The organism is Roseateles sp. P5_E11 (genome assembly GCF_054049355.1).
In genome coordinates this window covers 1-16846 of sequence record NZ_JBFUMO010000075.1, presented here as the reverse complement: position 1 = coordinate 16846, position 16846 = coordinate 1, and the positions used below count along the sequence as shown (strand labels likewise).

The 16846-nt window shown below is 68.2% G+C and carries 20 protein-coding genes; 11 read left to right on the top strand and 9 right to left on the bottom strand.

The annotated features are described in order from the left end of the window. On the bottom strand, positions 1–1591 hold a 1591-nt coding region (locus ACXJKR_RS08600), incomplete at its 3' end, for a cation:proton antiporter (RefSeq protein ID WP_457322396.1). Between the two features lie 183 nt (positions 1592–1774). On the opposite strand from ACXJKR_RS08600, the gene ACXJKR_RS08595 reads away from it, so the two are divergent. The 8 genes from ACXJKR_RS08595 to ACXJKR_RS08560 all read left to right on the top strand — a co-directional run bounded on the left by ACXJKR_RS08595 (position 1775) and on the right by ACXJKR_RS08560 (position 8178). Next, positions 1775–2386 carry a hypothetical protein gene (locus ACXJKR_RS08595; protein ID WP_457322394.1) on the top strand — a complete coding sequence of 204 codons (612 nt, stop codon included), beginning with the start codon at positions 1775–1777 and terminating at the stop codon, positions 2384–2386. 14 nt (positions 2387–2400) lie between these two features. After that, complete coding sequence (locus ACXJKR_RS08590; protein ID WP_457322392.1) at positions 2401–2997, top strand: hypothetical protein; 597 nt, start codon at positions 2401–2403, stop codon at positions 2995–2997. 201 nt (positions 2998–3198) lie between these two features. Continuing rightward, the gene (locus tag ACXJKR_RS08585) at positions 3199–4470 is read left to right on the top strand and encodes a Glu/Leu/Phe/Val family dehydrogenase (protein WP_457322390.1); all 1272 of its coding nucleotides are present in this window, start codon (positions 3199–3201) and stop codon (positions 4468–4470) included. 143 nt (positions 4471–4613) lie between these two features. Continuing rightward, the gene (locus ACXJKR_RS08580) at positions 4614–5654 is read left to right on the top strand and encodes an ABC transporter substrate-binding protein (protein WP_457322388.1); all 1041 of its coding nucleotides are present in this window, start codon (positions 4614–4616) and stop codon (positions 5652–5654) included. Then, entirely contained in the window at positions 5651–6223 is a 573-nt protein-coding gene (locus tag ACXJKR_RS08575) for an SCO family protein (protein WP_457322386.1), read from the top strand. Before ACXJKR_RS08580 ends, ACXJKR_RS08575 begins: the two co-directional genes overlap by 4 nt. Then, the gene (locus ACXJKR_RS08570; RefSeq protein WP_457322384.1) at positions 6220–6654 is read left to right on the top strand and encodes a cupredoxin domain-containing protein; all 435 of its coding nucleotides are present in this window, start codon (positions 6220–6222) and stop codon (positions 6652–6654) included. The genes ACXJKR_RS08575 and ACXJKR_RS08570 overlap by 4 nt, the downstream gene beginning before the upstream one ends. Further along, positions 6651–7412, top strand: a complete 762-nt coding sequence (locus tag ACXJKR_RS08565; protein WP_235531765.1) for an ABC transporter permease — start codon at positions 6651–6653, stop codon at positions 7410–7412. Before ACXJKR_RS08570 ends, ACXJKR_RS08565 begins: the two co-directional genes overlap by 4 nt. Positions 7413–7416: 4 nt before the next feature. Further along, positions 7417–8178, top strand: coding sequence for an ABC transporter ATP-binding protein (locus tag ACXJKR_RS08560; protein ID WP_457322382.1), 762 nt, complete (start codon positions 7417–7419; stop codon positions 8176–8178). A 136-nt stretch (positions 8179–8314) separates the two neighbouring features. On the opposite strand, the gene ACXJKR_RS08555 is transcribed toward ACXJKR_RS08560, so the two are convergent. Together ACXJKR_RS08555 and ACXJKR_RS08550 are read right to left on the bottom strand one after the other, a co-directional pair. After that, positions 8315–8770 carry an OsmC family protein gene (locus tag ACXJKR_RS08555; protein ID WP_457322380.1) on the bottom strand — a complete coding sequence of 152 codons (456 nt, stop codon included), beginning with the start codon at positions 8768–8770 and terminating at the stop codon, positions 8315–8317. A 26-nt stretch (positions 8771–8796) separates the two neighbouring features. Further along, entirely contained in the window at positions 8797–9459 is a 663-nt protein-coding gene (locus ACXJKR_RS08550) for a hypothetical protein (RefSeq protein ID WP_457322378.1), read from the bottom strand. A gap of 300 nt (positions 9460–9759) precedes the next feature. On the opposite strand from ACXJKR_RS08550, the gene ACXJKR_RS08545 reads away from it, so the two are divergent. From ACXJKR_RS08545 to ACXJKR_RS08535, 3 genes are all read left to right on the top strand, one after another. After that, positions 9760–10320: a DUF2242 domain-containing protein gene (locus ACXJKR_RS08545; RefSeq protein ID WP_457322376.1), complete on the top strand. Its 561-nt coding sequence runs from the start codon at positions 9760–9762 to the stop codon at positions 10318–10320. A 95-nt stretch (positions 10321–10415) separates the two neighbouring features. Continuing rightward, entirely contained in the window at positions 10416–12929 is a 2514-nt protein-coding gene (locus tag ACXJKR_RS08540) for a putative bifunctional diguanylate cyclase/phosphodiesterase (protein ID WP_457322374.1), read from the top strand. A 186-nt stretch (positions 12930–13115) separates the two neighbouring features. Then, positions 13116–13310, top strand: coding sequence for a PEP-CTERM sorting domain-containing protein (locus ACXJKR_RS08535; RefSeq protein ID WP_056191178.1), 195 nt, complete (start codon positions 13116–13118; stop codon positions 13308–13310). Between the two features lie 36 nt (positions 13311–13346). On the opposite strand, the gene ACXJKR_RS08530 is transcribed toward ACXJKR_RS08535, so the two are convergent. From ACXJKR_RS08530 to ACXJKR_RS08505, 6 genes are all read right to left on the bottom strand, one after another. Then, complete coding sequence (locus tag ACXJKR_RS08530) at positions 13347–13991, bottom strand: glutathione S-transferase family protein (protein ID WP_457322372.1); 645 nt, start codon at positions 13989–13991, stop codon at positions 13347–13349. Between the two features lie 18 nt (positions 13992–14009). Then, positions 14010–15269, bottom strand: coding sequence for an RNA polymerase sigma factor (locus ACXJKR_RS08525; protein WP_457322370.1), 1260 nt, complete (start codon positions 15267–15269; stop codon positions 14010–14012). Between the two features lie 4 nt (positions 15270–15273). Further along, positions 15274–15765 (bottom strand): VOC family protein, encoded by a 492-nt coding sequence (locus ACXJKR_RS08520; RefSeq protein ID WP_457322368.1) that lies wholly within the window; start codon positions 15763–15765, stop codon positions 15274–15276. 24 nt (positions 15766–15789) lie between these two features. Beyond that, complete coding sequence (locus ACXJKR_RS08515) at positions 15790–16194, bottom strand: VOC family protein (RefSeq protein ID WP_457322366.1); 405 nt, start codon at positions 16192–16194, stop codon at positions 15790–15792. An 8-nt stretch (positions 16195–16202) separates the two neighbouring features. Further along, positions 16203–16604, bottom strand: a complete 402-nt coding sequence (locus tag ACXJKR_RS08510; protein ID WP_457322364.1) for a VOC family protein — start codon at positions 16602–16604, stop codon at positions 16203–16205. A gap of 11 nt (positions 16605–16615) precedes the next feature. Further along, a partial coding sequence (locus tag ACXJKR_RS08505; RefSeq protein ID WP_457322363.1) for a hypothetical protein occupies positions 16616–16846 on the bottom strand: 231 nt, incomplete at its 5' end.

Genomic DNA, 16846 nt, shown 5'->3' with positions numbered 1-16846 from the left:
CCTCGGTGGCGCCGGCGGTCTTGAGCCGCTCGAGGTCGGTGTCGTCGATGGTGCGCACGACGACCGGCACCCTGGGCGCGTGGGCTCGCACGAGGTCGAGGATCTTCAGTGCCGACGGCGTGTCGTGGTAGCTGACGACGACCGCGCTGGCGCGCGCCAGGCCCGCGGCCATCAGGCTCTGGACCTTGGCCGCGTCGCCGAAGACGACGCTCTGGCCCGCCGCCGCGGCCTGGCGCACGCGGTCCGGGTCGAGGTCCAGGGCCATATAGGGAATGTGTTCTCCCTCCAGCAGCCGCGCCAGGTTCTGGCCCGAGCGGCCGTAGCCGCAAATGATGACGTGCGCCTCGGACTGGATGGACTTCTTGGCGATCATCGTCAGCTGCACCGACTGCATCAGCCAGTCGCTGCTGGACAACTTCATGACGATGCGGTTGCTGTACATGACGAGGATGGGCGTACCCAGCATGGACAGCACCATGCTGGCCAGCACCGGGCTGACCCATTGCTGCGCCACCAGGCCGTGCTGGGTGCCCAGCGTCAGCAGCACGAAGCCGAATTCGCCGGCCTGGGCGAGGTACAGGCCCGTGCGCAGCGCAACGCCCGGCGGTGACTTGAACAGGCGGGCCAGGCCGGCGATCAGCGCGAACTTGGCCGCCACCGGCGCCAGGGTGAGCAGGATGACCAGCCACCAGGTGTCCACCAGCGGCCGCCAGTCCAGCTTCATGCCGATGGTGATGAAGAACAGGCCCAGCAGCACGTCGTGGAAGGGCCGGATGTCGGTCTCCACCTGGTGGCGGTACTCGGTCTCCGAGATCAGCATGCCGGCCACAAATGCGCCCAGGGCCAGGCTGAGTCCGAAATGCTCGGTCAGCCAAGCCAGGCCGAGCGTGACCAGCAGCAGGTTGAGCATGAAGAGCTCGTCGCTCTTGCGCCGCGCCACCAGCGTCAGCCACCAGCGCATCACCTTCTGGCCGCCGTAGAGCAGCAGGGTCAGCAGGGCCGCGGCCTTCAGCCCGGCCCAGGCCAGCGCGCTCATCATCTCGCTGCCGGTGCTGTTCAGCGCCGGGATCAGCACCAGCAGCGGCACGACGGCCAGATCCTGGAACAGCAGCACGCCCATGACGAGCTTGCCGTGCGGGCTCTCCAGCTCCAGCCGCTCGGCCATCAGCTTGACGATGATGGCCGTCGAGCTCATGGCCATCGCCGAGCCGAGCACCAGGGCCCCCTGCCAACCCATCTGCCAGGCGCTGCCCAGCATCGCGAAGCCGGCGATCAGCAGCGCATTGCCGAGCATGGCGCCGGCAATGGTCAGCGCCACCTGCGCCATGCCGATGCCGAAGACGGCCGTCCTCAGCGCGCGCAGCTTGGGCAGGTTGAATTCCAGCCCGATGGCGAACATCAGGAAGACGACGCCGAACTCGGCCAGGTACTGGATGCTGGCGGAATCGTGGGCAAAAGCCAGGGCGTTCGGCCCGATCAACACGCCGACGGCCAGATAGCCCAGCATGGGCGGCAGTTTCAGCAGGCGGCAGGCGACCACCCCCAGCACGGCGGCCACGAGATAGAGCAGGGCGAGGTCGAGGGAGGTCACCCGCGGATGGTATTCGTCACCTTCGCTCGCTGACTGGGGATAGTTCGGACCGGCAACGGCGCGGTACGTCCCTATAGTTCGCGCCGCCCAGGTCGCCGCGGGCTCACACCCCGGCAAAGACGACCCGGCGACACCGGTTCGCGCCGTCGAAGAGCGGCGCGTGTGATGCAACAGGGAGATCTCATGTTTACGTTGAAGGAATGGGCGCGGCGAGCTGCGCTCGGCACGCTGCTGGCCGCCACGGCCTTGTTGGGAGGCTGCGCCAGCGCCTATCTGGACGGCAGCACCAAGGAAATTGCAGCGGCGCAGTTCAAGAAGCCGCCGGCTCCAGCGCCGGTGCAGGTGCTGTTCGACTTCCAGACCAAGGGGGTGGCCAACGCGCAGGCCACGGCCATGCTGCGTGATCGCGTCTCTGCCCAGGTGAAGGCCAGCGRCATGTTCAGTGAAGTGGGCAGTGCCGTCGTGCCCAATGGGGCCGTCCTCAGCATCACGCTGAACAACGTGCCGCTGACCGACAACGCCTTCTCCAAGGGATTCGTGACCGGACTGACCTTCGGCCTCGCCGGCTCGCAAGTGTCGGACGGCTACATCTGCACGGCCACCTACCGGGCGTCGGGCGACGCCGCACCCGTCGTCAAGCAGGCACGTCACGCCATCCACACGACCATGGGCGCAGCCGCGACACCGGGCAATGCCACCAAGATGCCCAACCTTCAGGAAGCAGCGTTCCAGATGACCAACCAGGTTGTCAGCAACGTGCTGAACGACATTTCCCAAGACCCCAGCTTCAAGTGAAGGACGAYCGAACCATGATCCATGCCTTGCTCTCCTCCCGGGCCACCACGCAGCGCCTGGCCCTGGTCGTCCTGCTGGCCGCGTTGACGGGCTGTGCGTCCGTGAAAATGCCCGCCCCGGCGCCCAGCGCCGCCAACGCCGAAAAGCTGCGCGCCACCAAGCTCGTGCCCGCCCAGGTCGGCAGCTTCAAGCTCGCCGCCGGCAAACCGGCCGAGATGGACACCACACTGGGCGGCCTGCGTGGCTCGTCGCTCAGCCCGGCAGGCGGCAGCTTCGCGGGCCAGTTGCGCGATGAGATCGCCGCTGAGCTGACGGCCGCAGGCCTGCTGGACTCGAAGTCCAAGATCGTCATCGAAGGCCAGTTGACCGACAGCATGGTCGATGCCGGCATGAGCACCGGCAAGGGACGGCTGGCCGCCAAGATCCAGATCAAGCGCGAAGGCAAGACGGTGTTCGACAAGGAAGTGATTGCCGAGTCCACCTGGGAATCGTCCTTCGTTGGCGCGATCGCCCTGCCGGCAGCCATCAACCAATACGGCGCGCTCTACAAGACCCTGGTCGGCAAACTGTTCGACGACGCCGACTTCAAGCGCGCACTGGCCACCCAATAGGGTCGCTGCGCCCGTCCTTTGAACCCGGCCCCAGGCCGGGTTTTTTGTTGCCCGACGCGGTACGCCGCCGTGAAATCCGGCACCCGAAACCGTTGCCATGCATTGCGTGCATGGGCGCATACGGACTTGGCTAGACAAGCGCTACCGAGGGAGCGGAGCTTCGCGCTACCGTTCGGCCCACTCAAAGTTACGGAGCGTTTCATGCCCAACCTGTCCTTTGTTTCGCCGACGCGAAACAGCCCGTGGGGAACCTATCTGTCGCAGATCGATGCGGTCGAGCCCTACCTCGGCGGCCTGGCCCGCTGGGTCGAGACGCTGCGCCGCCCCAAGCGCGCGCTGATCGTCGACATCCCCATCGAGCTGGACAACGGCAGCATCGCCCATTTCGAGGGCTACCGCGTGCAGCACAGCCTGACGCGCGGCCCGGGCAAGGGTGGCGTGCGCTACCACCCGGACGTGACGCTGGAAGAAGTGATGGCCCTGTCGGCCTGGATGACGATCAAGAACGCCGCGGTGAACCTGCCCTACGGCGGCGCCAAGGGCGGCATCCGCGTCGACCCCAAGCTGCTGAGCCTCAAGGAGCTGGAGAAGATGACCCGCCGCTACACCAGCGAGATCGGCATCATCATCGGCCCGCAGCAGGACATCCCGGCGCCGGACGTCAACACCAACGGCCAGATCATGGCCTGGATGATGGACACCTATTCGATGAACACCGGCGCCACGGCGACCGGCGTCGTCACCGGCAAGCCCATCGAGCTGGGTGGTTCCCTCGGCCGCGTGGCCGCCACCGGCCGCGGCGTCTTCGTCGTCGGCCGCGAAGCGATGCGCCGCCTGGGCCAGCCGCTGGAAGGCGCGCGCATCGCGGTGCAGGGCTTCGGCAACGTCGGCTCCATCGCCGCCAAGCTGTTCGCCGCCAATGGCGCCAAGGTCGTCTGCGTGCAGGACCACACCGGCACCATCCTGAACGAGAACGGCTTTGACATGCAGAGCCTGCTCGACCACGTGGCCGCCTACAAGGGTGTGGCGGGCTTTGCCGGTGCCGACAAGATCAGCGACGAGAACTTCTGGGACGTGGCCAGCGATGTGCTGATCCCGGCCGCTCTGGAAGGCCAGATCACGGCCGAGCGCGCCAAGCGCATCAAGACCCGCCTGGTGCTGGAAGGCGCCAACGGCCCGACCACGCCGGACGGCGAGGCCGTGCTGGCCGACCGCGGCATCGTCGTCGTGCCCGACGTGATCGCCAACGCCGGCGGCGTGACCGTGTCCTACTTCGAGTGGGTGCAGGACTTCTCGTCCTTCTTCTGGACCGAGGACGAGATCAATGTCCGCCTGGACAAGATCATGATCGGCGCGTTCAAACACATCTGGGAAACCAGCGAGCTGCACAAGATCACGCTGCGCACCGCCGCCTTCACGGTGGCCTGCACGCGGGTGCTGCAGGCGCGCGAGGAGCGCGGCCTGTACCCGTAATCCGCGCTGGGCCCCGCCCATGCACCGCCGCCAGCCGCCGCAAGGCCTGGCGGCTACTCGGTTTCAAGGTAGGTAAGTAGGCACAATTCGGTCAGCCCGCATGGACAGCCCCCTAGAAGTTGGCAAAGTCATGCGCCCTGCCCATGACTCACGAACTGCCTGAATCCCCCCGCGCCGGCCTCGATCGCCGGCAATTGCTGCGCGGCGCGCTGGCGTCGGCGCTGCCGGCGCTGAGCCTGCCCGCGGCGGCCGCATCCGGCCCGCTGATCGTCGGCGGCCTGCCGGTCACCTGCAACTTGACGCTGCCGGTGGCCTGCTCGGCACGCCTGGCGTCCAACAAGGCCTCCGGCAGCTCGGCCTTCCAGTTCGAGTACAGCAAGTACAACGGCTGGCCGGAGATCAAAGAGTCGCTGATGACCGGCGGCATCCAGGCGGCCTACATGCTGGCGCCGCTGGTCATGGACCTCGCCGACAAGAAGATCCCCGTCAAGATCGTCTCGCTGGGCCACCGTTCGGGCGCCGTCATCATGGTGCGCACCGACTCGCCCTACAAGAAGTTCAAGGACTTGGGCGGAAAGCGCATCGCCATCCCCAGCCGCTTCGCGGTGGACTTTCTGTTCCTGCGCAAGATGCTGGCCCAGGAGGGCATGACGCCCAAGGACATCCAGATCGTCGAGATGCCGCCGCCCGACATGCCGGCCGCCCTCTTCGCCAAGGCCGTGGACGCCTATTGCACCGGCGAGCCCTTCGGCGCCTCGGCCCAGCGCGCCGGCTATGCCAGGCCGCTGCGCATGACGCGCGACGAATGGCGCAACTACATCTGCTGTGTGCTGACGGTGCGCGAGGAGCTCATCAAGGAGAACCGGCCGCTGGTGCAGGACCTGGTGAACCACGTGCAGGGTGCCGGCAACTGGCTGGACCTGCAGGCCGCCAACCGCGAGAAGGCCATCCAGATCGCCGCCGGCCGCAAGTTCTTCAACCAGGACCCCAACATCCTGCGCTTCGTGATGGAGAACCCGACGGACCGCGTCACCTATGGCGACCTGCGCATGATCCGCGCCGAATTCGACGACCTGATGCAGCTGTCCATCGAGGCCGGCACGCTCAAGGCCCCGGTGGCCTACGAGAAATACGTGGACGACAGTTTCGTCAAGGCGGCCAAGGCCGCGCCCATCCCGATATGAAACGCCGCGCCCTGTTGTGGGCCGCGCTGCCTTTGACGGCGCAGGCTGCGCCGACGCTGAAGGCCGGCGTCTTCGAGCCCGCCCAGGCAGCGCCCGAATTCGCTCTCCAGGGCAGCGACGGTGCCGCCCTCAATCTCGCCCGCTTCAAGGGCAGGCTGGTGCTGTTGGTGTTCGGCTTCACCCACTGCCCCGAGGTCTGCCCGACGACGCTGGCCACGCTCGCCCAGGCGCGCAAGCAGCTGGGCACCGACGCGGCGGACGTGCAGGTCGTCTACGTAACGGTGGACCCCGAGCGCGATGACATCCCGCGCATCCGCCAATACCTGACCGCGTTTGACCCGACCTTCATCGGCGGCACCGAGGCACCGGACAAGCTGGCCGCGATGCGCAAGCGCTATGGCGTCGTCGCCGAGAAGATCGCGCCCCAGCAAGGCAACGCCTACGGCATGAACCACTCCACGTCGGTCTGGCTGATCGACCGCACCGGYAAGCTGCGGGCCATGATGCCTTATGGCCATGAGGCCAAGGACTTCGTGCACGACCTCAAGCTGCTCTTGGCTTCGAAGTGAGAAAGCGTTGGGTCTGGCTCCTGCCGGTCACGTTGCCGCTGGCCCTGGTGGCCTGGGYGGCGCTGGCGCCCATCGAACTGCCCACGCGCGACGAGCTGTTCGAGATCCCGCAAGGCACCTATGCCCGCCGCATGGCCGGTGACAAGGTCGAGATCCTGCCMGATCGCATCGACCTGACGCTGGGCCTGAACGACGTGCTGCTGCTGCGCAACCGCGACGAGGTGCCGCAGCAGTTCGGCCCCGTGCTCATCATGCCGGGGCAGAGTTTTCGCCTGCCCTTCGAGGTCGCATCGACCTATAGCTTCGCGTGCAGCGCACATGCCAGCGGCCAGATGGCCGTCGTCGTCGCGCCAACGCCAGCGCGCGGCTGGCCAGCATTGCAATGGCGCTGGCAACGCCTCATGAAGAACCACTGGAAGGAGGGGCGGTGAACCTGCGCCTGAATCGAATCCTGCCGCCGCTGGCGGTCATTGCCCTGGTCATCGCGGCCTGGTGGGGCATCGTCGTCTACACCGAGAGCCCCATCTTCCCGACGCCCTGGGCCGTCGTCACCGGCACGCTGGAGCTGGCCCAGGACGGCACGCTGTGGGAGCACATCACGGCGTCGCTGATGCGCGTGGGCATCGGCTTCGGCCTGGCCATGCTGATCGGCATCCCGCTGGGCCTGTGGATGGGCTGGGTGGCCGGCGCCTACCGCACCTTCAACCCGATCTTCCAGATGCTGCGGCCGATCTCGCCGATCGCCTGGATCCCGCTGGCCATCCTGTGGTTCGGCGTCGGCGACACCTCGCCCATCTTCCTGATCTTCATCTCCTCCGTGTTCCCGCTGATCGTTCAGACGACCTCGGGCGTGCACACCATCGATCGGCGCTACCTGCGCGCGGCCACCAACTTCGGCGTGTCGCGCGCGGTGATGTTCCGCCGCGTCGTCATCCCGGCCGTGCTGCCGGAAATCATCATCGGCATGCGCATCGGCATCGGCGTGGCGTGGCTGGTCGTCGTGGCGGCCGAGATGATCGCGCTGCGCTCGGGCCTGGGCTATCTCATCATGGATTCGCGCAATGCCGGCAACCGCTACGACCTCGTCATCGCCAGCATGATCCTCATCGGCGTCATCGGCCTGCTGCTGGACGGCGTGACCCGCCTGCTCGAAAAACTCAAGACCGTGCGGTGGCGCTATGTCAGATAACAAGATGCCCAAGATCGCCGTCAGCGGCTTGACCAAGAGCTTCAAGTCCGCCAAGGGCGCCCAGCTGCCCGTCATCCAGGGTGTGGATTTCGATGTCGCCGAAGGCGAGTTCGTCGCCATCGTCGGCCCTTCCGGCTGCGGCAAGTCGACGTTGATGAACATCCTCGCGGGCTTCGAAAAGACCGACGGCGGCTCGCTGCTGATCGACGGCCAGCCCCATCCCGGCCCCAGCCCCCAGGGCATCGTCATCTCGCAATACGGCTCGGTCTTCCCGTGGCTGACGGTGCAGCAGAACCTGATGTTCGGCCTGACCGGCCAGGAGCATGGCGTCGATGCCGAGCGCGTCAAGCTGGCCGACCACTACGCCGCCATGGTCGGGCTCAAGGGCTTCGAAGGCGCCTACCCGCACGAGCTGTCGGGCGGCATGCTCAAGCGCGTGGAGCTGGCGCGGGCCTTCATCGTCAAGCCCGAGATCCTGTACCTGGACGAGCCCTTCTCGGCGCTGGACGCGCTGATGAACCTGCGCATGCGCAACGAGCTGCTGCGCATCCTGGCCGAAGAAAAGCACACGGTGCTGCTCATCACCCACGATGTCGACGAGGCCCTCTACATGGCCGACCGCATCCTCGTGCTGTCGCCCCGGCCCACGCGCATCCAGGCCCGCTTCGAGCTGGACATGCCGCATCCGAGGCGGTTGATCAGCCCGGAAATGGATGCGCTGCGCGAGGCGATCCTGAAGGAACTCGGCCTGGAAATGCCCGCTTAGAAAAATGAAGCCCCTCGGCCAAGGAGTACCTTGGCCGGTCCCCCGAGGGGACGGCGATGCTCGCGGTATCGAACCGCAAGCACATCGCCAGCGCGGACCGGCTAGGGAGCGGCCCGGCGCTCGACCCGCAAAGAATTCACACGGCCGCGGCGGGCTTCAGAACCGCACCAGTGCTGTCCAGCACGCGCAGCGTCACGGGAATGGCCGGCGCCACGCTCTGCGTGACGGTGCAGAAGTCCTCGAAGGTGTCCAGCACACGCTGAATGTGGCCGAGCTGGTCGGCTGGCTTGCCCAGGTGCAGGTCCACCGCCAGGCCCTGCACGCGGTTGCGTCCGCGCTCGTTCCTGCCGACGGTCGCCTTGACCTCGGTGCGCAGCGGCGAGGGGTCGTCCTTGTACTTCTGGCAGGCAAACCACAGCGACGCGGAGAGGCAATTGCCGATGGCCGAAGCCAGCAGTTCGACCGGGTCGGGCCCCAGCCCGGTGCCGAAGGGCACGGGCTCGTCCGATAGCAGCACCGGCAGCTCCGGCGCGTAATGGTGTTCGAACTGGTAGCCCTGACGCTGGATCAGGGTGACGCTGGGGTTGTCCATAAAGCCTCCTGGGTTGGAAGCGATTCTCAACGCAGGTCGTCGGTCTCGAAGTAGATCTCGGTCAGCCCCTTGGCCTTGAAGGCACGTTGGACAGTGGCGCCAGGCCTGGCGACGCCCTGCAGCGGCACATCGACCTCGCCGCGGACCTGGGGTGCCTTCAGGCGCACGATGTGGTCGAAGTCCGGGCGGCGGTCGATGGTCTTGACCGCGAACCACTCGCTGCCCTTGCCGATCAGCCGATAGCGCCCGGTCGATGCCTCGCGTTGAGCGGGGCTCAGCCGCCGAAACAGCATCACCTCATCGACGACGACGCGCTGCTCGGCCGACTGTGGCTTGCCGCCACGCTCGAAGTGGCCCGCGAAGAAGCGCGCCTTGAATTCGCGCAGCGGCTTGGCGTGGCCTGGTGTGAAGCGCAGCAGGTCAAAGGCCTCGGGGTCGAAGGTCCACAGGCTGGGCTGGCGGGCCAGCGTCTCGCGCAGCGACTTGTCGGCCGCCGCATCGGCGAGGTGAAAGCGCAGCAGCACCTGGCTGTCATGCGGCGTGTGGAACATCGGCAGGTGCGAGGCATACAGGCCCTCGCGGCCGCCGAACACGGCCATGCCATGGCCGCCGAACGCGGACTCAGCAGTCTCTTCGGCCCAGGCCAGAGCCGGCAGCAGTGCGGCGAATGCAAAGGTACGGCGCTTCATGCGGCGCATCTTCGCCCTCAATGGCCGCATATGAAGCAAAACCCGATCAACGGTCGATGCCGGTCCGGATGGGCATCGCAGAGCTCAGCGTTGTGAGCCCGCGCTTACATTGCCGCCTGCCTGCACCGTCCGTGGCAGCCTTGCCGCTTCGCGTTCCGTCTGCCCGGCTGATGGGCACGCTGAATGCCGCACCTTCCCCTGAATGTCCCTGTCATCGGATCCCGGCCCGGCGGCGTTGCGCGCGGGCCCCGGCGCCCGCCCGGCAACAAAGCGCCCTTTCGCGGACGGAATAATCGACCCATGCATCGCCTCTGCTCCCTGACCTTGTCCGCCTTCCTGCTCCTCACGCTGCTGGCTGGCTGCGGCGGCCTGCCCTCCAGGTCGACGAAAGCCGAGAAATCGGTCTACCAGGGTGAGAGCTTTGCTGCCGAGGAGACTTTCTCGCGGCTGTTCGACGCCAATGTCGACGACACCTGCGAGGCCGCCCGGCGCGCCCTGCTCAGCCAGGGCTATGTGATCAGCAAGGCGGAAAGCGGCGTCGTGCGCGGTGCCAAGCACTTCCAGCCCGCGGGCGAGGTGCATGTGGAGATCGCATTCAACGTTGTCTGCGTCGGCGATGGCCCCAAGCAGCAGATCGCGACGGCCTATGTCAGCGCCCAGCAGGACCGCTACGCGCTGAAGAAAAGCAACCAGGCCGCCAGCCTCGGCGTCAGCGCGCTGGGCTCGATCTCGGTGCCGCTGTCATCGAGCGATGACTCCCTCGTCAAGGTGGCCTCCGAGACCATTCCCGCGGGCGAGTTCTACGACCGCTTCTTCACGCTGATGCAGCGCATGGTGCGCGAGAACACGGCACAGCGCTGACCCTGGGCCCGTGAAGCTTGCGCCGCGCTGATTGCGGACGAATCGGCATTGCGTCACACCCACGCCGGCCAGGGCCCGCCTAGGATGGGCTCGCCATGGCCGAGCCACTGCCCCCTTTTGCACTGCCTGCCCGGTGGCCGCTGGCGGGGTTCAAGCGGCTGATCCACGCCGCCTGGGAGGTGCCGGGCGATCCGGCAGAGGCGGCCAAGCTGCGGGACGACCAGTGGCGCGCCGTCGTCGGCCAGTTGCCTGCCTCGGTCGTGGCCACGGCCATCGCCATCGCGCTGCTGCTGGTGGCACTGAAAGGGCGCATCGACCTGCTGCCCGTCGCGCCCACGCTGATGGCACTGGTGGCGCTCAACGGCTTCAACTTCGCGCTGTGGCGGCATGAACGCCACCGCCGCCCACCCGACGCGCCGCCGCGCGGCATCCGTGCCGGGCTGCTGCTGGCGCTGGACCTTTTTGCCGGCGGCGTGCTGGACGCGGTGCTGCTGCTGCAGGTTGCCCAGCAGGCCGAGCCCGGCCTGCACGCGCCGCTGGTGGCCACCGCGGCCGGCGCCATTGCCGCCGCAGCCTGGATGTTCGCGCTGCTGCCCGCCGTGGCCATCGGCTGGGTGCTGGGCGCCTGCGGCACGCTGGCCGTGGGCATCGCGCTGCTGCCGCTTCCCTGGATGGACGGGCTGCTGCCGTTGCTGCCGTTGTACGCCATCGCGCTGTGCATGGCAGCACTGCTGAATGCCCGCCTCTTCCTGCTGGGCCGCCACGCCCAGCACGAGGCCGCACGGGACCGGCTCACGGTGTCGCTGCTGCTGCGCGACTTCGAACATCACGCCAGCGACTGGCTGTGGGAATTGGGCCGCGACGGCCGGCTGCGCCATGTCTCGCAGCGCATGGCCGAAAGCCTGGGCCAGCGGGCGCAGGACCTGATCGGCGAGCCGCTGCTGGCCGTACTGGCCCACCAGCTGCCCGCCAACAACGCCGACGCCCAGCAGCGCCTGGACCGACTGGGCGACGCGCTGCTGGCGACCGAACCGCTGAGCGATCACGCCCTGCATCTGCGGGTTGGCGGCGAGGATGTCTGGTGGACGCTCAGCGGGCGGCGCCTGGAAGGCGACGGCGGCTGGCGCGGCGTGGGCAGCGATATCAGCGAGGTGCGCGAGCGCGAACGCGAGCTGCTGCGCCTGACCGACCAGGACACCGTCACCGGCCTGGCCAACCGCCATCAGTTCCACCGCCGCCTGGCCCTTTATCTCGGCGGCGGCGGGCCCATCTCGCCGTGCACCGTGCTGCTGCTGGACCTGGACTGCTTCAAGCAGGTCAACGACAGCCTGGGCCATGCCGCCGGCGACCACCTGCTGGCCGCCGTGGGCGAGCGGCTGCACGACAGCCTGGCAGCGCGGCGCGGCAACGGCGACCTGGTCGCGCGGCTGGGCGCCGACGAATTCGCCGTGCTGCTGCGCGGCGAGCTCAGCCCCGAAGCCATGCAGCGCCTGGGCAAGCAATTGCGCTCGGCCCTGCGCGTGCCGGTTTCCATCGACGGCAACGAGATCGACGTGCGCGTCAGCATCGGCGCGGCCTGCGCGCCACGCCATGCCCAGGCGGCCGACCCGCTGCTGCGCGCTGCCGACCTGGCCCTGTTCGCCGCCAAGGCCGCCGGGCGCGACCGCCTCGTGCTCTACGAGCCGGCCCTGCAGCAGGCCGCCCAGGACCGCCTCGCCCTGCTGGCCGACCTGCGGCTGGCGCTGGACGCGGATCAACTGGAGATGCACTACCAGCCACAGATCGAGCTGGCCACGGGCAAGCTGCGGGGCTTCGAGGCGCTGATGCGCTGGCGCCATCCCGTGCGCGGCCTGGTGCCACCGGCCGTCTTTATCCCGTTGGCCGAAGACAGCGGCCTCATCATCACCATCGGCGCCTGGGCCCTGCTCATCGCCTGCCGCGACGCAGCGCGCTGGCCGGGCGAGCTGCGCGTCGCCGTCAACGTGTCGGCCCTGCAGTTCGAGCGCAGCCCCATCGAGCTGCATGTGCTGGAGGCGTTGGAGCGCACCGGCCTGCCTGCCGACCGCCTGGAGATCGAACTGACCGAATCGGCCCTGCTGAAGGACAGCCAACACGCCATCGACCTGCTGACGCGGCTGCGCGCCCTGGGTGTGCGCACTGCGCTGGACGACTTCGGCACCGGCTTCTCGTCGCTGGCCTATCTGCGCCGCCTGCCGCTGGACCAGCTCAAGATCGACCGCGCCTTCATCGCCGATCTCGACCACCCGCAGGCCGGCGCGACGGCACGCGCCATCGTCGCGGCCATCCACGACCTCGCCCAGGCCCTGGGCCTGCACACGGTGGCCGAAGGCATCGAGACTGCCGAGCAGCAYCAGGTGCTGACCGAGCTGGGCTGCAGCCTGGGCCAGGGCTTTCTGTTCGCCCAGGCCCTGCCGCGCGATGCCACCCAGGCCTTCGTCGAGCTGGCCCACCGCCAGGGCCTGGGCGCCGCGCGCGAGGCCCACCTCGACTCCGTCAATCCCCCGCTGACGGTCTGGCCGTCGACACGGCTGCAGCTGCGCAGCCTGCTGCAGCTGCCTGACACGCGCTTCAGCGGCGGCGAATTCTGAGCGGCCAAGTCGGCGGCCTGACGGCTTTCAGGGGTCCGTACCGTCGCGCGGCCGTCCTCAGGCGAAGGCGAACCTCCCCCGGATCTGCGGGGTCTGCCACTCGTTTGCAGGACAAGCCCGGTTGAAAGCGGGTGAAGCGCCGCCCAAGCTCTTCACACCGGAGGGATTCCGGGCAAGGAGACAAGCATGAGAACCCTGTCCACCCTGATGAGCCGCGCGGCCGTGGCCGGCATGGCTTTGCTGCCCGCCCTGGCTCAGGCCCAGGCCAATTGCGGCCAGCCGGGCACGCCGCCGTGCCCGACGCCGGAGCCCGGCAGCTGGCCCCTGGTGGCGCTGGCCCTGGGCGTACTGGTCGCCGTCAAGTTCATTCGGCGCAAGTAACCCCGCCCGCCGGGCTCGCCAGAGACCGGCCCATGCCTAGGCTGCGCGCGTGTTGACGGCCAGCTGGGCGGCAAAGGCCCGCTGGTAGGCAGGGCGGGCTTCGCCGCGGGCGACGTAGGCAGCCAGGCTGGGGAACTCGTTCAGCAGGCCGGACGGCCTGACGCGCAGCAGCACCGACACCATCAGCAGGTCACCCGCGCTGAAATCGCCGTCCAGCCATTGGGCATCACCCAGGCGGGCGGCCAGTTGGGTCAGCCGCGCCCGCACCCGGTTCTCGACCAGAGGCTGGCGCTCGTCCTTCCAGGGTTTCTCGCCTTCCGCGAACTTGACGATGACGAGTTCGAGGATGGGCGGCTCGACCGAGTTGAGCGCGGCGAACATCCACGTGATGGCCCGCGCCCTGGCGTTGGCATTGGCGGGGAACAGGCCCGGCCGGCGCTCGGCGATGTGCAGCACGATGGACCCGGTCTCGAACAGCGTGAGGTCGCCTTCCTCGTAGGTGGGGATCTGGCCGAAGGGATGCAGCGCCAGGTGAGCGGCCTCCTTCATCGCCGGCATGGGCACCAGGCGAACCTCGTAGGGCAGGCCGGTTTCCTCGAGGGCCCAGCGCACGCGCGTGTCGCGCGCCAGCCCCTTGCCGCCATCGGGCGAACGGTCAAAGGCGGTGATGGTGATGGTCATGGTGGCAATCCTTCCGGTTCAGTTGGCCAGTCGCCTGGCCCGTTCCGTCAGCAGCTCGCGCTGCACCTCGTTGTCCRTCAACTCCGCGGCCCGCAGATAGGCCTCGCGCGCCTCGCCGACGCGGCCCAGGCGCTCCAGCACGTCGGCCTGGGCGCCGGCCAGGAAGGGGTAGCGCTTGAGCTGCGGCTCAGCGGCCAGTTGCTCGAGCAGCGGCCAGGCGGCGGCCGGCCCGTCGGCGAAGCTGACGGCTACAGCGCGATTCAGCGCGATCACGGGCGAGGGGTTGAGCGCGAGCAGGCGGTCGTAGCCGCCGACGATGGCGTGCCAGTCGGTGTCCTCGGCGCGCGCCGCGCGCGCATGGCAAGCCGCAATTGCTGCCTGCAAGGTGTAAGGCCCTGGCTCGCCCAGGCTCAGCGCGCGTTCCAGCGCCGCCAGGCCGCGGCGGATCAGCAGCGGGTCCCAGCGGCGGCGGTCCTGGTCGGGCAGCAGCACGGGGCGGCCTTGCGCGTCCAGCCGCGCGGGCAGGCGCGAGGCCTGGATCTCCAGCAGGGCGGCCAGGCCATGCACTTCGGCGTCTTGAGGCAGCAGGTGCTGCAGCTGGCGCACCAGGCGCAGGGCTTCGTCGCACAGCGCCGGCCGCAGCAGGCTGGCGCCGCTGCCGGCGCTGTGGCCCTCGTTGAAGATCAGGTAGACGACCGCCAGCACGGCGCCCAGGCGCTGCTCGCGCTCGTCGGCGCTCGGCAGCTCGTAGGCCTGGCCGTTGAGCGCCTTCTTGGCGCGCACGATGCGCTGGGCCACGGTGGCCTCGGGCTGCAGGAAGGCACGTGCGATCTCGGGCGTCTCCAGGCCGCCGAGCAGGCGCAGCGTCAGCGCGACCTGGGCCTCGCGCGGCAGCACCGGGTGGCAGGCGATGAAGATCAGGCGCAGCTGCTCGTCGCCGATTTCGGCCTGGTCACGGGCGGCGTCGAGGTGGTCGACGAAGTCGGGCACGACATGGGTGCCAGCGGCCTCGTCGTCGGCCGCGAGGTGCTCATGCTCGCGCTCCAGCATCGCGCGGCGGCGCAGCCGGTCCAGGGCCTTGTTGCGGGTGGCGGTCATCAGCCAGGCGGCAGGGTTGTTGGGCTGGCCGTCGCGCGGCCAGTTCTCCATGGCAGCGATGAGGGCGTCCTGGGCACAGTCCTCGGCCTCGTCGAGGTCGCGCAGCATCTTGGCCGCCGCGCCCACGAGGCGGCTGCGCTCGATGCGCCAGACGCCGGCGGCAAGTTCAGCATGGCTCACGGCTTCAGGTGCCGTCGTAGGCACGCTTGAGGGCCGCGAGATCGATCTTCTGCATGCGCCAGATGGCCTGGAAGACACGCTGCACGCGGGCCGGGTCGGGGTCCCGGATCATGTCGAACCAGGCTGCGGGCAGGATCTGCCAGGACAGGCCCCAGGCATCCTTCAGCCAGCTGCATTCCGACGTCTTGCCACCGCCCGCGGGCAACTGCTCCCAGAGCTTGTCGATCTCGGCCTGGTCTTCGCAAGCGACGGTCAACGAGAAAGCCTCGTCGAGCTTGAAGTGGGTGCCGCCATTGAAGGCCGTCATGTGCACGCCGAACAGCTCGAAGTTGAGCAGCATGACGCTGCCGGCCTCGCCGGGCGAGTCCTGGCCCCAGCGCTGGGTGTGGATGATGCGGCCCTTGTCGGCGCCGAACACCTTCAGGTAGTGCGCCACCGCGTCTTCGGCACCGCGCTGGTACCAGATGAAGGGTGCGAGTTTTTGCTGGATCTGCATGGTCGTCTCCTTGACGTTGCGGGGTCAGGCTTGCGGCGGCATGCCGCTCATGTGGACGAGTTCCCAGTGGTGCCCGTCCAGGTCCTCGAAGCCATGGCCGTACATGAAGCCATGGTCCTGCGGCTCGCTCGGGATGTTGCCGCCGGCAGCCTTCGCCTTCGCGACCAAGGCGTCGACCTCCTCGCGGCTTTCGCAGCTCAGGCACACCCAGCCCGTCGTTGCGGTCTTGGCGTCCGGAAACGCCTTGGGGGTGAAGGTCCGCGCGAAGTCCTCGGCCAGCAGCATGGCGTAGAGGTTCTCGCCCAGCTCCATGCCGGCGCCCTTGTCGTTGGTGAATTGCGGATTGAACTTGTAGCCCACAGCCTCGAAGAAGGCCTTGCTCTTGGCCAGGTCCTTGACAGGCATGTTGACGTAGATCTGCTTGTGCATGGCGGGTCTCACTCGGGTTTGACGAGGGGTTGGACGAGATGGATGAGGTTGCCGCAGCCGTCCTCGAACATGACCGCCTTGATCGGCCCCATGTTCTCGGGCTCGCCGCGCACGACGACGCCGCGCTCGCGCAGCTTGCGGGCTTCGGCCTCGACGTCCTCGGTGACGAAGGCGGTGGCCGGGATGTTGGCCTCGAACAAGGCCTTCTGGTAGACCTTGGCCGGCGCAAAGCCCATGGGCTCCAGCGCCAGCTCGACGCCGGCAATGCCGTCGGGCGACACGACGGTCAGCCAGCGATAGGTCGGGCCCATCGGGATGTCGGCCATCTTGGTGAAGCCGAGCTTGCCCGTGTAGAAGGCCAGGGCCTTGTCCTGGTCATCGACCATGACACTCGCAATCTTGATCTGCATGGTGATTCCTTTCAGTGCGTGGATTCGGACAGGTCCTTGAGGCGCACCAGCGCCTTGGGCCAGGTGTCGTTCAGGAAATCGGTGAAGCCGTCGTCCCAGCTCTGCAGGTGCACGACGAGGCGGGTGCCGCCTTCAGGCGTGGCGCTGAAGACATAGCGCTCGTGGGCCGGTTCGGCATGCAGGCGGCTGTCGGCCACGGGCCGGCCGTCCTTGATCTCACCCACCAGCCGCAGTGACAGTCG